Annotated in this window: 10 protein-coding genes; 7 read left to right on the top strand and 3 right to left on the bottom strand. The window is 64.5% G+C overall.

What is annotated here, in order from left to right:
• The first annotated feature begins 366 nt into the window (after positions 1-366).
• From ASD31_RS04595 to ASD31_RS04620, 6 genes are all read left to right on the top strand, one after another.
• Positions 367-1569 (top strand): ABC transporter substrate-binding protein, encoded by a 1203-nt coding sequence (locus ASD31_RS04595; RefSeq protein ID WP_413813795.1) that lies wholly within the window; start codon positions 367-369, stop codon positions 1567-1569.
• A gap of 37 nt (positions 1570-1606) precedes the next feature.
• Positions 1607-3277, top strand: coding sequence for an ABC transporter permease (locus ASD31_RS04600; RefSeq protein ID WP_056330081.1), 1671 nt, complete (start codon positions 1607-1609; stop codon positions 3275-3277).
• Complete coding sequence (locus tag ASD31_RS04605) at positions 3278-3943, top strand: ATP-binding cassette domain-containing protein (RefSeq protein ID WP_056330084.1); 666 nt, start codon at positions 3278-3280, stop codon at positions 3941-3943. It abuts the gene before it with no gap.
• The gene (gene hrpB / locus ASD31_RS04610) at positions 3940-6426 is read left to right on the top strand and encodes an ATP-dependent helicase HrpB (protein WP_056330088.1); all 2487 of its coding nucleotides are present in this window, start codon (positions 3940-3942) and stop codon (positions 6424-6426) included. Before ASD31_RS04605 ends, hrpB begins: the two co-directional genes overlap by 4 nt.
• A 31-nt stretch (positions 6427-6457) precedes the next feature.
• The gene (locus ASD31_RS04615; protein ID WP_156392513.1) at positions 6458-7777 is read left to right on the top strand and encodes an ActS/PrrB/RegB family redox-sensitive histidine kinase; all 1320 of its coding nucleotides are present in this window, start codon (positions 6458-6460) and stop codon (positions 7775-7777) included.
• An 80-nt stretch (positions 7778-7857) separates the two neighbouring features.
• A complete protein-coding gene (locus tag ASD31_RS04620; RefSeq protein WP_056330093.1) occupies positions 7858-8454 on the top strand; it encodes an ActR/PrrA/RegA family redox response regulator transcription factor in 597 nt (198 codons plus the stop codon).
• 16 nt (positions 8455-8470) lie between these two features.
• Here the strand turns inward: ASD31_RS04620 and ASD31_RS04625 are convergent, their stop codons facing one another.
• Positions 8471-9004 carry an MmcB family DNA repair protein gene (locus ASD31_RS04625; protein ID WP_056330096.1) on the bottom strand — a complete coding sequence of 178 codons (534 nt, stop codon included), beginning with the start codon at positions 9002-9004 and terminating at the stop codon, positions 8471-8473.
• Between the two features lie 181 nt (positions 9005-9185).
• Here ASD31_RS04625 and ASD31_RS04630 point away from each other — a divergent pair, with 181 nt between their 5' ends.
• Positions 9186-9848: a L,D-transpeptidase gene (locus ASD31_RS04630; RefSeq protein ID WP_056330099.1), complete on the top strand. Its 663-nt coding sequence runs from the start codon at positions 9186-9188 to the stop codon at positions 9846-9848.
• 271 nt (positions 9849-10119) lie between these two features.
• Here ASD31_RS04630 and ASD31_RS04635 read toward each other — a convergent pair whose 3' ends face one another.
• Both ASD31_RS04635 and ASD31_RS04640 read right to left on the bottom strand, forming a co-directional pair.
• Complete coding sequence (locus ASD31_RS04635; RefSeq protein ID WP_056330102.1) at positions 10120-12288, bottom strand: malate synthase G; 2169 nt, start codon at positions 12286-12288, stop codon at positions 10120-10122.
• 141 nt (positions 12289-12429) lie between these two features.
• A complete protein-coding gene (locus ASD31_RS04640) occupies positions 12430-14427 on the bottom strand; it encodes a hydantoinase/oxoprolinase N-terminal domain-containing protein (protein ID WP_056330335.1) in 1998 nt (665 codons plus the stop codon).
• Positions 14428-14493 lie beyond the last annotated feature (66 nt).

The raw sequence follows: 14493 nt of genomic DNA on the forward strand, positions 1-14493 counted from the left end.
CCCCCGAACGAAGTCAACAGCCCAATTCCAAAAAATCAAAAAATCTTCCAACATCATGATAAACAACAGATATTTCCAATCACACAACCAACAGCAAATGAAATCGATAAATTCACTCGACTTTTCGAACCCGAATTCCTCGAAACAACACGGGAATGACCCAACCCACATCTCCAATCCGCAAGCATGTTGATTCAGCAGCCTGCGATCCTGGGTATTTCTGTCCGTCCAGTCCATTTTCACCGGATCGTGAAGGCGCCGGTCGCCATAGCCGTTGACGGATCGATGCCTTGGCCTAGGCTCGCCCGCCAACAGGGGAATATGCGATCCATGGTGATTTCCACGCGAAAAATGCTTGCCGTGCTCATGCTCACGCTTTCGGCCATTCCGGCGACAAGCGGCGTGGCGCGGGCCGCGGATGCCAGCCGATGGCAGCAGGTGCTCGACGAGGCGCGCGGCGAGACCGTCTATTTCAACGCCTGGGGCGGGTCTCCTGCGATCAACGCCTATATCCAATGGGCCGGCGACGAGGCAAAGACGCGGTTCGGCCTCTCCATCGTCCAGGTCAAGCTTGAGGATACGGCAGTCGCGGTCTCGACCGTGCTTGCCGAGAAGGCTGCCGGGCGAAACGAGGGCGGTTCGGTCGATCTGATCTGGATCAATGGTGAGAATTTCGCCGCCATGAAGGATCAGGGCCTGTTGTTCGGCCCGGACTGGGCAACCAAACTGCCGAACTGGCGCCTCGTCGATACCGCGGCCATGCCGACCACGGTCACCGATTTTACCCTAGCCACCGAGGGTCTGGAAAGCCCCTGGGGTGCCGCCAAGCTGGTGTTCTTTCATGACGAGGCGCGCACGGCCAAGGACAGCCTGCCGGATTCGGCCAAGGATCTTCTTTCCTGGGTCAAGACCCATCCAGGACGCTTCTCCTATCCGCAGCCGCCGGATTTCACCGGCTCGTCCTTCCTGAAACAGCTCTTGGTTGAATTGACCGGTGACCGGGAAAGGCTTGCGCGGCCGGTCGATGAAAGTCATTTTGCGGAGGATACGGCACCGCTCTTTGCCTATCTCGACGAGATGCACCCGCAGTTGTGGCGCAGGGGCAAGGCTTTTCCGCGGAACTATCCCGACATGAAGCAGAAGCTGGCCGATGGCGAGCTCGACATCATCTTCGCCTTCAACCCGGCGGAAGCCTCGGCCGGGATCGCCGCCGGCGAACTGCCGGACACGGTGCGCTCCTTCGTGTTTTCGAAGGGAACGCTCGGCAATTCGCATTTCCTTGCCATTCCCTATAATGCCAGCGCCAAGGCGGGGGCTCTTGTGTTTGCGGATTTTCTGCTGTCGCCGGAGGCGCAGAGACGCAAGCAGGATCCGCAGGTCTGGGGCGATCCGACCGTGCTGGCGCTGGACAGGCTCCCGGCAGCCGATCGGCAGGCGTTCCAGGCGCTGGATCTCGGTGTGGCGACGCTGCCGCCGGACAGGCTCGGACCCGCGCTTGCCGAGCCGCATCCCAGCTGGATGACGCGCATCGAAGCGGAATGGACCAGACGCTATGGAGCTGGAAACTGAGGCGCGTCCAATGCGGAGCCGTAGGAATGACGGCGGAATGAAACGTCGCGTCCTGCCCGGGCTCATCCTCGCCCTTATCAGCCTGCCGCTGCTTGCCGGGCTGGCCGGGACGATCGGACCGGCTTTCGGCTATCTGCCGGCGCTGGGCGGCAACCGGCTGACCATCGCGCCCTTTGAGAGGCTCGCAGCCCAGCCGCATCTCCTGCAATCGGCACTGGTCGGCCTTGCCACCGGTCTGGTCACCACCGGCGTTTCGCTGGCGCTGGTCGCATTGTTTACCGCCGCCTATGCCGGCACGCGCATGTTTTCGCGGGTCCAGCATCTCGTCTCGCCGCTTCTGGCAGTGCCGCATGCCGCCGCGGCCTTTGGCCTTGCCTTCCTGATCGCACCCTCTGGCCTCGCGATGCGGCTGGTCTCGCCGGAACTGACCGGCTATCTCAGCCCGCCGGACTGGCTGGTGCCGGGTGATACGTTCGGTCTGTCGATGATGGCGGGGTTGATCGTCAAGGAAATTCCCTTTCTCTTCCTCGTGACACTGGCGGCCTTGCCGCAAACAGAGCTGGCGCAGGCGCGCCGGCTTGCAACCAGCCTGGGTTATGGGCGCGTGCGCGGCTTTCTCATTGCCACCTGGCCGCTCGTCTACCGGCAGATCCGGCTGCCGGTGTTTGCCGTGCTCGCCTATGCCGGCTCGGTGGTCGATGTCGCGATGATCCTCGGGCCGGACCTGCCGGCGCCGCTCGCGGTGCGCATTGCCGGCTGGATGGCCGACCCCGATCTGCAGATGCGGTTTCTCGCCTCGGCCGCAGCCCTGCTGCAACTCGGCCTGACCCTTGCGGCGATGCTGGTGTGGCGCGCGATCGAAATCGCCGGGGCGCTGTTGTTGAGGCGCATGTCGATATCCGGACTTCGCTGCGCCGACGATCGGTTGATCCGTGGGATGGCCTGCGCCGCCATGGGCGTCTCGGCCCTGCTCGTCATTCTCGGGCTGGTCGTTCTGCTTGTCTGGTCATTCGCCGGCTTGTGGCCGTTTCCGGCACTCTCGCCGCAGGTGCTGACGCTGAAAGCCTGGATGCGGGTGCTTCCGCAGATCGCCGTGCCGCTGGCAACGACCATGGCACTTGCGGGCATATCGGCTGTGATCGCGCTCATGCTTGCCATCGGCCTCCTGTGGCGCACGGATCTTCGCAGTACAGGTCTTCTGCAGTCCATGCTCTATCTGCCGCTGGTGGTGCCGCAGCTTTCCTTCCTGTTCGGCCTGCAGATCCTCAGCCTGACGCTCGGCTTTGGAACGTCCTTTCCGCTTCTGCTGTTCGTTCACCTGATCTTCGTGCTGCCCTATGTCGTGCTCTCGCTGTCCGACCCCTGGCATGCCTTCGACCGGCGCTTCGAGACGATCGCCGCCGGGTTCGGCAAATCGCCCTGGCAGACCCTGCTCCATATCCGCCTGCCCATGCTGATGCGCGCCTGCCTGACGGCATTCGCCGTCGGCTTTGCGGTGTCGGCCGGGCTCTACCTGCCGACGCTGCTGATCGGCGCCGGTAGGATCGTTACCATCACCACGGAGGCGGTGGCCCTGTCTTCGGGCGGCGACCGGCGAACCATCGGCGTCTATGCGCTGTTGCAGACGATCATTCCCTTTGCCGGATTTGCAATTGCATCGCTCATGCCTCAATTGCTATTTCGCCACCGGCGCGCGATGAGGATTTGAATGAGCCCCGACGACAAGACCGATGGCCTGCATCTGGAGGAGATTTCCATCGCTCTTTCGGGGCGGATGCTGCTCAGCCTCAACGCCATAGTGCGGACCGGCGAAATCCTGACGGTCATGGGCCCGTCTGGATCGGGGAAATCGGCGCTGCTCGCTTTTCTCGGCGGTTTTCTCGACCCGGCCTTCACCGCCGGCGGCCGCCTGTCGATCGACGGTATCGATCTCACCGGCATGCCGGCGCAGAAGCGGGGGGCCGGCATGCTTTTCCAGGATCCACTGCTGTTTCCGCATCTCTCGGTCGGCGGCAATCTTCTTTTCGGGCTGAGCGCCGACATTCGGCAGAAGGACGAGCGGCGGCGACTGGCGCTTCAGGCACTCGAGGATGTGGACCTCTCCGGCTTCTTCGACCGCGATCCGGCGACACTCTCCGGCGGCCAGAGGGCAAGGGTGGCGCTTCAGCGGATGATGCTGTCGGCCCCGCGCTACCTGCTGCTGGACGAGCCTTTTTCCAAGCTCGATGCCGATCTGCGCCAGCAGATCCGGGCCCTGGTTTTCGACCGGGCGAAATCGGCAGGCCTGCCGGTGGTTCTCGTTACCCATGACGAGGCGGATGCCGAGGCCGCGGGTGGGACCATCGTGACGATCGGCGGGAGACAGGACCGATGAGCGCCGCCGACCATCTGCCGGACCTGCCGGTTCGCGCCATCCTGCCGGCGCTTGGGGAGACGCTGGCGACGGGGTCATGCGTGGTCCTTTCGGCGCCGCCCGGTGCCGGCAAGACGACGCTGGTGCCGCTGTTCCTGCTGGATCAGCCCTGGCGCGGCGATGGACGGATCATCCTGCTCGAGCCGCGCCGCCTTGCCGCCCGCGCGGCCGCCGGGCGCATGGCGAGCCTACTTGGCGAGAGCGTCGGCGAAACCGTCGGCTACCGCATGCGGCTCGACAGCCGGATCACCGGCCGGACGCGCATCGAGGTGGTGACCGAGGGTGTTTTTGCCCGGATGCTTCTCGACGATCCGGAACTGCCCGGTGTATCTGCCGTCCTGTTCGACGAATTTCACGAGCGGTCGCTCGACGCCGATTTCGGCCTGGCGCTGGCGCTCGACGTGCAGCAGGCACTGCGCGACGACCTGAAGATCATCGTCATGTCGGCGACGCTGGACGTGGAGCGGGTGGCCCGGCTTCTTGGCGATGCACCGGTGATCGAGAGCAAGGGGCGCAGTTTTCCGGTGGAGGTGCGCTACCGGGAAAAGCCTCCGGGCGAGCGCGTCGAGGATGCGGTCACCCGGGCGATCGTCGAGGCGCATCGCGCTGAAACGGGCTCGATCCTCGCCTTCCTGCCGGGACAGGCGGAGATTACCCGGACAGCCGAGCGCCTGTCGGGACGGTTCGGGCCGGAAACCAACATCACGCCGCTTTACGGCAATCTCAGCCAGAAGGAACAGGATGCGGCCATCCGGCCGGCAGCGGCGGGCACGCGCAAGATCGTGCTGGCGACCTCGATCGCCGAAACCTCCATCACCATCGACGGCGTGCGCATCGTCATCGACAGCGGCCTGCAGCGACTTCCGGCCTTCGAGGCCTCCACCGGCATTACCCGGCTTGAGACGGTGCGGGTTTCGCGCGCCTCGGCCGAGCAGCGGGCAGGCCGGGCCGGGCGGACGGAGCCGGGCATTGCCATCCGCCTGTGGCACCAGGGCCAGATGGCTGCGCTACCGGCCTTTACACCGCCGCAGATCCTGTCGAGCGATCTTTCCGGGCTGGTGCTCGACCTTGCCCATTGGGGCGTGACCGATCCCGGCAGCCTTGCCTTCCTCGATCCGCCGCCCGCCACGACCTGGCAGGAGGCGAAGGCTCTGCTCGGCGACCTCGGCGCGCTTGATACAAAGGGTGCATTGACGGCGCGGGGCAGGCAAATCCGCCAGTTGGCCCTGCCGCCACGCCTTGCCGCCATGGCCGTCTCGGCGGCGCAGGACGGCCAGGCGTTGGAAGCCTGTCTCCTGGCCGTGGTGCTGACGGAACAGGGACTTGGGGGCAGCGGCGTGGATCTCGAAGACCGGCTGCGCCGCTTCAAGGCCGAGCGGGGAGACCGCGCCGACGCCGCCCGCGCGCTTGCCCGGCGGATGGCGAAATCGCTTGACTCCGGCCGGCAGGCAGGCGTTCCGGGGCAGGCGGAAATGCCGATCCAGCCGGGCATCCTTCTGATGCAGGCTTTTCCGGACCGGATCGCGCTGCAGCGCGGCGGGCGCGGGCGCTTCGTCATGGCCAATGGCCGCGGGGCCGAGCTGCCGGAGACCGAACGGCTGGCGGGCGCCACGATGCTTGTTATCGCCGACCTGACCGGGCGGGCGGGCGGGCAGCGGATACTTGCGGCGGCCGAGATCACGCGCGCCGATGTCGAGGCCTATCGGCCGCAGGCGATCGTCAGGGAAGACCAGATTTTCTTCGACCGCGCGAGCCGGCAGGTCCGGGCGCGGCGGGTGACGCGGCTCGGCGCCATCATTTTCGAAGAAGCGCCGCTGCCGCGTCCGAAGGGCGAAGCCGCCGCCGCGGCACTTGCGGACGGCGTGCGCCAGCTTGGACTTGCCGTCCTGCCCTTCTCGAAGGAAGCGGCGCAATTGCGCGACCGGATCGGCTTTCTCCACCGCACGCTTGGAGAACCCTGGCCTGATATGTCTGACGACAGCCTGATGGCGCGGATTGAGGACTGGTTCGTGCCCTTCCAGCACGATACGCGCGGGATCGACGACATCCATGCGGGCAGCCTTTCAGAAGGCCTGCAGGCGCTGTTGCCGCCCGACCTTGGCCGCGATCTTGGGCGGCTGGCGCCAACCCATTTCGAGGCGCCGACCGGCCAGCGCCATCCGATACGCTACGATGGCGACGAGCCGGTGCTGTCGATAAGAGTGCAGGAACTGTTCGGGCTGAAGACGCATCCGGCGATCGGCGGCGGACGCTTGCCGCTGCTGCTCGAACTGGTCTCTCCCGGCCACAAGCCGATGCAGACGACGCGCGACCTGCCCGGCTTCTGGGCCGGTTCCTGGAAGGACGTGCGCGCCGATATGCGCGGCCGCTATCCGAAGCATCCCTGGCCGGAAGATCCGGCCAATGCGGCGCCGACGACACGGGCAAAACCGCGTGGTACATGAGGGCATGTTGGAATCGATGACGGGAAATGGCATGGCTGGAAGCGGCAGGGCAGCGGCGACACTCGAAGGGGATGATCTCGTTTCCAGCCGCCTGCTTCGCCTGCGCACCATCGTGCGCCTGCGCTGGCTGGCGGTCGGCGGACAGACGGTCGCGGTGATCATCACCGTCTTCTGGCTGCAGTTTCCGCTGCCTCTCACCGCCTGCTCGTTACTCATCGCCTTTCTCGCCTGGGTGAATGCCTATCTCACCATCCGCTATCCGCCGACGCACCGGCTGCAGCCGCCGGCCGCCTTTGCGCTGCTCGGCATCGATCTTGCCCAGTTGGCGGCGCTGCTGTTCATCACCGGCGGCCTTGCCAATCCGTTTGCGCCGCTCGTCTGCGTGCCGGTGATCATCTCCTCCGCCTCGCAGCCGAAATGGCACAGCGTGGCCCTAGCGATGCTCGCCATCACCGGCGTCACCGCGCTTGCCTTCTCGCCGTTTCCGCTACCCTGGTATCCGGGCGTGGTGCTGCTGATCCCGCCGATCCTGACCGCCGGCTTCTGGTTCGCCATCGTTTCCACCACCGCCTTTGCCGCCTTTTATACCTATCGCGTCTCGCTGGAAGCGAGCCAGCTGTCGGAGGCGCTGACCGCGACCGAACTGGTGCTGCAGCGCGAAAAGCACCTGTCGCAGCTCGACGGGCTGGCCGCCGCCGCCGCCCACGAACTGGGCACGCCGCTGGCGACGATCAGCGTCGTTGCCAAGGAGATGGAGCGCGAACTGGGCGACGATCCGCGCTTCGGCGAGGACGTGCATCTGCTGCGCAGCCAGAGCGAACGCTGCCGGGACATATTGCGGCGGCTGACGACGCTGTCCTCGGAAAACGAAGCGCATATGCGGCATCTGCCGCTCTCGTCGCTGATCGAGGAGGTGATGGCGCCGCACCGCGAATTCGGCATCCGCATCGACCTCGTCGAAAAGGGCGAGCGGGCGAGCGAGCCAGTCGGCAACCGCAATGCGGGCATTCTCTACGGGCTCGGCAATCTTCTGGAAAATGCCGTCGACTATGCCAAGACGGAGGTGACCGTCACCGTTGCCCATACGCCGGAGATCGTATCGGTTACCATCGAGGACGACGGCGACGGTTTCGCGCCGGATATTTTGAGCCGGATCGGCGAGCCCTATGTGACCCGGCGGCAGAAGGACGACAGTGCCGGGGGGCTCGGACTGGGGCTGTTCATCGCCAAGACGCTTCTGGAGCGCTCCGGCGCCCGGCTTTCCTTCGAAAACGGCGGTCCCGAGAAGCCCGGTGCCCGTGTCCATGCCGAATGGCCGCGCAGCCTGATGGATGTGAAACAGACGAAATGACTTTACGGCCTTTCGAACCGTGACTAAGCGAGATTAAACTGAATTGCAGGAACAACCGAGACAGGTTCGAGGATTGCGACATGACGGACAGACCCATCGACCAGGCGCCCCAGACAGCCGCCGCCAGCCAGCCCGATGCCGCGCTGATCGGCGCCGACACATCCCTTCTGATCGTCGATGACGACGTGCCGTTCCTGCGCCGGCTTGCCCGCGCCATGGAGACCCGCGGCTTTTCCGTCGATATCGCCGAATCGGTCGCCGAGGGCATCGCCAAGGCGAAGACCCGGCCGCCGAAACATGCGGTGGTCGATCTGAGGCTCGGCGACGGCAGCGGCCTCGACGTGATCGAGGCGATCCGCGCCCGTCGCGACGATACCCACATCATCATGCTGACCGGCTATGGCAATATCGCCACGGCCGTCAATGCGGTGAAGCTGGGCGCCGTCGATTACCTGGCCAAGCCCGCCGATGCCGACGACATTTTCGCCGCTTTGGTGCAGAAGGCCGGCGAGCGCGCCGAGCCGCCGGAAAACCCAATGTCGGCCGACCGGGTCCGCTGGGAGCATATCCAGCGTGTCTACGAGATGTGCGAGCGCAATGTCTCGGAAACCGCACGCCGCCTCAACATGCACCGCCGCACCCTGCAGCGGATTCTCGCCAAGCGCGCGCCGAAGTAATCGGCGCGCTTATACGTCAGCCTTCCCCGTCCAGTGCGCCGGAGACGATCTCGCGCATGGCGGGGGCCGTGTCGCCGGCGCGGTCGGCGGACCATTCAGCCAGCATCAGGCGCTGCGCCGCGACGCGGGCGAAATTCAGCGATACGGATTTGCGCGTCGGGGCCGACAGCCTCTCCTCCGGCGCATCGCGGATCATCTCGGCACCGTAGCCATCCGACAGGAACAAGCCGCATTCTTCCGGAAAAATATCCAGCGGCACGCCGCCATGCGTGGCGAAGAACAGCCGGTCCGAATGCAGGCGATAATCCGGCCATTTCCGATCGACCCGAAAATCCTCGATCGAGGTCTTGATCTCGACGATCCAGATCTCGCCCTTCGGCGACAGCGAGATGAGGTCGGCGCGGCGGCCGCTTGAAAGCGTCAGCTCCGGCAGGACGGCATGGCGCATGTCGTGGAGGAAGCGCTGGACACCGCGCCGCACCATCATGGCACGCTGCGACTGCCGCCCGTCGATGAGGGGATTGTCGTTATGGATGGAAAGAATCGCCATGGCGCGATTTTCGCATAGAGCCGCTTTTGTTGCAAAAAAACAATCCGGCGCGACTTTGATCGACGGTCACCCGGCCCGGCAACGCATTCCCTTGCATCGCGGCCTTTATCTCACATAGACCGTAAGCGCTGATGGTCGGAACGACTCAGTTATTCTTAGCTTCATTTTCCAAGAGAATCCCATGCGCATTCGCAATGCCCTGATGCTGTGCAGCCTCGCGACAACCCTCGTTTTGACCGGTTGCTCGACCTCGCCGATCTCTCCCACCGGCGAAAAAGTAGCAACCAACCAGATTTTCAGCAGCGGCTACGGACCCGTCGAGGATCACGGCTATGCACTGCCAGCGATCCCGATCAACAAGGTCAACCAGAAATTCCATCGCCAGATCGTCGATTATGCGACGGACGAGAAGCCCGGCACGATCGTCGTCAATACGCCGAACCGCTTCCTCTATTTCGTGCTGCCGCGCGGCAAGGCCGTTCGCTACGGCATCGGCGTCGGCAAGTCCGGCTTTGCCTGGGAAGGCCGCGCCTATGTGGCCTGGAAGCAGGAATGGCCGACCTGGCATCCGCCGAAGGAAATGGCCGTGCGCAAGCCGGACGTCGCCCAATATGTCGAAAAGGGCATGGGTCCCGGCCTTCGCAATCCGCTCGGCGCCCGCGCCATGTACCTGTTCAACGACGAAGGCCGCGACACGCTGTTTCGCATCCACGGTTCGCCGGAATGGTCCTCGATCGGCACCGCCGCCTCTTCCGGCTGCATCCGCATGATCAACCAGGACATCATCGACCTCTACGCCCGCGTCCGCCCGGGCAAGAACACCCACGTTATCGTTCAGCAGTAGCCGGATACCGTCTTCATCGCGGTTTTCAAATCCCCGGCTTGTCCGGGGATTTTTGATTCTTGCAGGGATGAGCGGAGATGATTTTTTCGCGCAATCCCTTCTCCCCTCAGGGAGAAGGTGCCCGAAGGGCGGATGAGGGGGCCGAAGTTCACTACAAAACAAGTCGCGCCGGCTTGCGCCGTCGCCCCCTCATCGCCTCGCTCTGCTCGGCACTTCTCCCCGCTGGGGAGAAGAGGGAGTGCGTGGCGAGCCCATCATTACGGCATCAAGGCTACGCCGCCCGGCTGGCCTTCAGTTCCAGCCTGCGGCGATGCAGGACCGGCTCGGTATAGCCATTCGGCTGTTCGCGACCCTTCAGGACCAGTTCGAGCGCCGCCTGGAAGGCGATCGAGCCGTCGTAATTGCCGGCCATCGGCGAATAAGCGGGATCGCCGGCATTCTGCGCATCGACGACGGCTGCCATGCGCTCCATCGTTTCGACCACCTGCTTTTCCGTGACGATGCCGTGATGGAGCCAGTTGGCCATGTGCTGGGCCGAAATGCGCAGGGTGGCGCGATCCTCCATCAGGCCGACATCGTTGATATCGGGAACCTTGGAGCAGCCGACGCCCTGGTCGATCCAGCGCACGACATAACCGAGAATGCCCTGCGCATTGTTGTCGAGTTCGCGCTGGATTTCCCCGGCGGTCCAGTTCGGCCGCGAGGCGACGGGAACGGAGAGAATATCGCTTAAGCTGGCACGGGCGCGGCTTTTCAATCCGGCCTGGACCTTTGCCACATCGACCTTGTGGTAATGCGTCGCGTGCAGGGTGGCTGCCGTCGGCGAGGGAACCCAGGCGGTGTTGGCGCCGGCCTTCGGATGGGCGATCTTCTGCTCCAGCATCGCCGCCATCAGGTCCGGCATGGCCCACATGCCCTTGCCGATCTGCGCATGGCCGGACAGGCCGCAGGCAAGGCCGATATCGACATTCCAGTTTTCATAGGCAGCAATCCACGCCGCCTGCTTCATATCGCCCTTGCGGATCATCGGCCCGGCTTCCATGGAGGTGTGCATCTCATCGCCGGTGCGATCGAGGAAGCCGGTATTGATGAAGACGACGCGGTCCTTTGCTGCCCGGATGCATTCCTTGAGGTTGACCGTCGTGCGGCGCTCCTCGTCCATGATGCCCATTTTCAATGTGTTCGGCGCCATGCCGAGCACCTGTTCGACGCGGGCGAAGATTTCATCGGTAAAGGCCACTTCTTCGGGGCCGTGCATTTTCGGCTTGACGATATAGACCGAGCCTTCCGCCGAATTCATCCGGCGGCCGTTCGGGCCGATATCGTGAAGCGCGATCAGGCCGGTGATCATGGCATCCATGATGCCTTCGGGAATTTCGCGGCCTTCGCCATCGAGAATGGCCGGATTGGTCATCAGATGGCCGACATTGCGAACCAGCATCAGGGCACGGCCCTTGAGCGAGAGGCTGGAACCAGCCGGCGCGCTAAAGTCGAGATCCGGATTGAGCCGGCGAATGAAGCTTTTGCCGCCCTTGCTTACCTCCTCCTGAAGATCGCCCTTCATCAGGCCCAGCCAGTTGCGATAGACGAGTATCTTGTCCTCGGCATCCACGGCGGCGATCGAATCCTCGCAATCCATGATCGCGGTGATGGCCGATTCGACGATCAGATCGGAGATATGGGCCGGATCGTCCTTGCCGGTCGGCGCCGATGCATCGATGACGATCTGGATATGCAGATTGTTCTTCTTCACGACGAGATGCGACGGCGCATCGGCCGTGCCGCGATAGCCGGCGAATTGTGCGGGATCGGCAAGTCCGATGCTTCCCTTTGCCGTTGAGACTGACAAAATGCCACTGTCGATGGCAAAGCCGGTGGCCTCGCTCCAGCGGCCGTCCGCAAGCGGTGCGCTCGCATCGAGGAAATCGCGGGCCCAGGCGATGACCTTTTCGCCGCGAACCGGATTATAGGCCCGGCCCTTTTCGGCACCGTCGACCTCGGGAATCGCATCGGTTCCGTAAAGCGCATCATAGAGCGAGCCCCAGCGGGCATTGGCGGCATTCAGCGCATAGCGCGCATTCATGACCGGCACGACGAGCTGCGGCCCGGCGATCGCGGCGATCTCGGGGTCGACATTGGAGGTCGTGACCGCAAAATCCGGTCCTTCCGGCAGGAGATAGCCAATCTCTCTCAGAAAGCGCTGATAGGCGTCCATATCCACCGGCGCGCCGTTTTTCCGGTACCAGTCGTCGAGCTTTTCCTGAAGCGCATCGCGTTTGGCGAGAAGCGTCCGGTTCTTCGGCGCCAGATCGTGCAGGATGGCGGCAAAGCCAGCCAGGAACCGGTCAGCGTCCACGCCGGTGCCGGGCAGGGCCTCGTTGACCAGGAAATCGAGCAGGCCCGCGTCGAATTTCAATCCGTTCTTTTCAACCCGGTCCATCTGCAACTCCATGAATTAATGCGCGAATAGAAAGTGGCGGCAGTCTCTCACGCTTTCATTGCCTGTCAATCCAGAGAAAATGTGAAGGATTGTTTCCGATATGGAATAAATCCAATGTCCCACCTGTCAATGTGCAACCTGTCAATGCGCCATTCTGGGCCGCCCGCTGGCGGTTGCCGTGAAACGGGCCTCGACGAGCTTGCGGCTGCCTTCCACCTCAGGCGCGACGATGTCTTCGCGCAGAATGACGGCCGGCTCTTCAGCGCCATTTTCCCCGGCAAGCGTCAGGGCCGCCGCCCTTGCCCGGTCGCGCGCCTCGGCAAAGGCCTGGGCTTCATCGAAGAAGCGCAGGCTTGGGCCAGCACCATTTACGATGAAGATGCCCTCGTCCGGGGTTGTCACGAAGATGGTCACCGCGGCGCGCACCTGGCCGACGACCGCGCCGACCGCATTGGCCACGCCCGCCTCGGGCGGGATGCAGGACTCTGCGCCCAGCATCTTGGCGATCGCCGGATAATAGACCGGCGCAGAGGCGCCAAGCCCGACCAGCGGCCGGTCGAGCGCCAGCGAGAAACCGACAATGCCAGGCTCGCGCTTCAGCGCCCGGTCGATCGAGAGGGAAACCGCCGGATCGATCGCCGCGCCGTCCTCGGCAAGGCACGAGGTCAGGATCGCCTCGGCCGATTGCCGGGTGAGCCGGGCGGCGATCAGTTCCGCCAGGTCCTCGGCGCTTTGTGCGATCGGCTGGCCCGATCCGTCGCGGCTGCGCGCCATGAGCTGCGCGCCCAATTGCGCGGCCTCTCGGCTCCACTGGTCCTGGCGCCCGAGCACATGCATGGCATCCGACGGAGTGAAGCCGCAGATATGGACGAGACCGCGCCCGACGAGCTTGTCCAGCGTCGCCTTTCGCGGCGTGTTGGCGAGGAGGCTGTCGAGCGGCACCGGCACGGCGCCGATCCGCTCGTAGAGCGCAAGTTCCTGCGGCTGCAGGCCATTGGCCATTTCATCGGGAAGGCCGGTGCGCACCGCGAAGCGGCCGTCATGCCGGCCGATATGCGCGCTTCGCAGCTGCCGTTCGAGGACCGACAGGACCGTCTCACCATGCTGGAAGGCCGCCAGGCTGAGCGGCAAAAGACGGCGCGGGCCGAGCTCGATCCGAACCTTGAGGCCGCGGTCGTCGATGCGGACTTCCGAATCGCCGCCAAGTCCGAAGGTGCGCATGGCGACCGCCTCGACCATGGTGCGGAAACCGCCGACGACGGCGCCATCGCCATCGAGGCGCGGCCGACCCTGGTCGAGCACGGCGACATCGGTGGTGGTGCCGCCGATATCGGAGACGACAGCATTGTCGAGGCCCGTCAGGTGGCGGGCACCGACCAGGCTGGCAGCCGGGCCGGACAGGATGGTTTCGATCGGCCGGAGCCGCGCCTGAGCCGCCGAGATCAGCGCGCCATCGCCGCGCACCACCATAATCGGCACGTCGATGCCGCGCGACTGCAGGAAACCCTCGCAGGCGCCGATCAGCCGGTCGATCATAGAAACCAGGCGCGCATTGAGGAGCGTGGTCAGCGCCCGGCGCGGGCCGCCCAGCTTCGAGGACAGCTCGTGGCTGCAGGTGACGGGGAGATGCGATATTTCGCGGATACGATCACGCACCCGCTCTTCATGGGCGGGATTGCGCACCGCGAAATAGCCGGCGACGGCGAAGGAGGAGACCTCTTTCGCCAATTGCGGCAGGGCCTGGTCGAGCGCCGTCATGTCGAGCAGGGTTTCGCCGCCATGGACATTGTGGCCACCCGGAAGGAAGATCACCGGATCGCTGCCGAGCGCATCCTGCAGGCCATCGCGCTTCAGGTCTTCGGGCGAAAAGCCGATCATCACCAGGCCGGCGCGGCCGCCCTGCCCCTCGACCAGCGCATTGGTGGCGAGCGTCGTCGACAGGGAAACGAGGCCGATGGCGGAGGCCGAGGCGCCCGCCTGATCCAGCACCGCATCGACGGCGCCGGCAATGCCGACGGAGAGATCATGACGCGTGGTGAGCGCCTTCGACCTGGCGACGACGCCGGCGGTTTCGCTGAAAAGGACGGCGTCGGTATAGGTTCCGCCGGTATCGATACCGAGGAGAAGATGATCAGACAAGGCAAGGTCCATTCGGCTTCATGCCGGCGGGCCGGCTTCAGAGACTTGGGTGATAGGGCATCTTTT

It is taken from the genome of Rhizobium sp. Root482, assembly GCF_001426565.1.
GTDB lineage: Bacteria > Pseudomonadota > Alphaproteobacteria > Rhizobiales > Rhizobiaceae > Pararhizobium.

Bases quoted from the DNA above. Each gene is read 5' to 3' on its own strand.
- ASD31_RS04595 (WP_413813795.1), top strand. From the start codon at position 367: ATGCTCACGCTTTCGGCCATTCCGGCGACAAGCGGCGTGGCGCGGGCC.
- ASD31_RS04600 (WP_056330081.1), top strand. From the start codon at position 1,607: ATGAAACGTCGCGTCCTGCCCGGGCTCATCCTCGCCCTTATCAGCCTG.
- ASD31_RS04605 (WP_056330084.1), top strand. From the start codon at position 3,278: ATGAGCCCCGACGACAAGACCGATGGCCTGCATCTGGAGGAGATTTCC.
- hrpB (WP_056330088.1), top strand. From the start codon at position 3,940: ATGAGCGCCGCCGACCATCTGCCGGACCTGCCGGTTCGCGCCATCCTG.
- ASD31_RS04615 (WP_156392513.1), top strand. From the start codon at position 6,458: ATGGCTGGAAGCGGCAGGGCAGCGGCGACACTCGAAGGGGATGATCTC.
- ASD31_RS04620 (WP_056330093.1), top strand. From the start codon at position 7,858: ATGACGGACAGACCCATCGACCAGGCGCCCCAGACAGCCGCCGCCAGC.
- ASD31_RS04625 (WP_056330096.1), bottom strand. From the start codon at position 9,004: ATGGCGATTCTTTCCATCCATAACGACAATCCCCTCATCGACGGGCGG.
- ASD31_RS04630 (WP_056330099.1), top strand. From the start codon at position 9,186: ATGCGCATTCGCAATGCCCTGATGCTGTGCAGCCTCGCGACAACCCTC.
- ASD31_RS04635 (WP_056330102.1), bottom strand. From the start codon at position 12,288: ATGGACCGGGTTGAAAAGAACGGATTGAAATTCGACGCGGGCCTGCTC.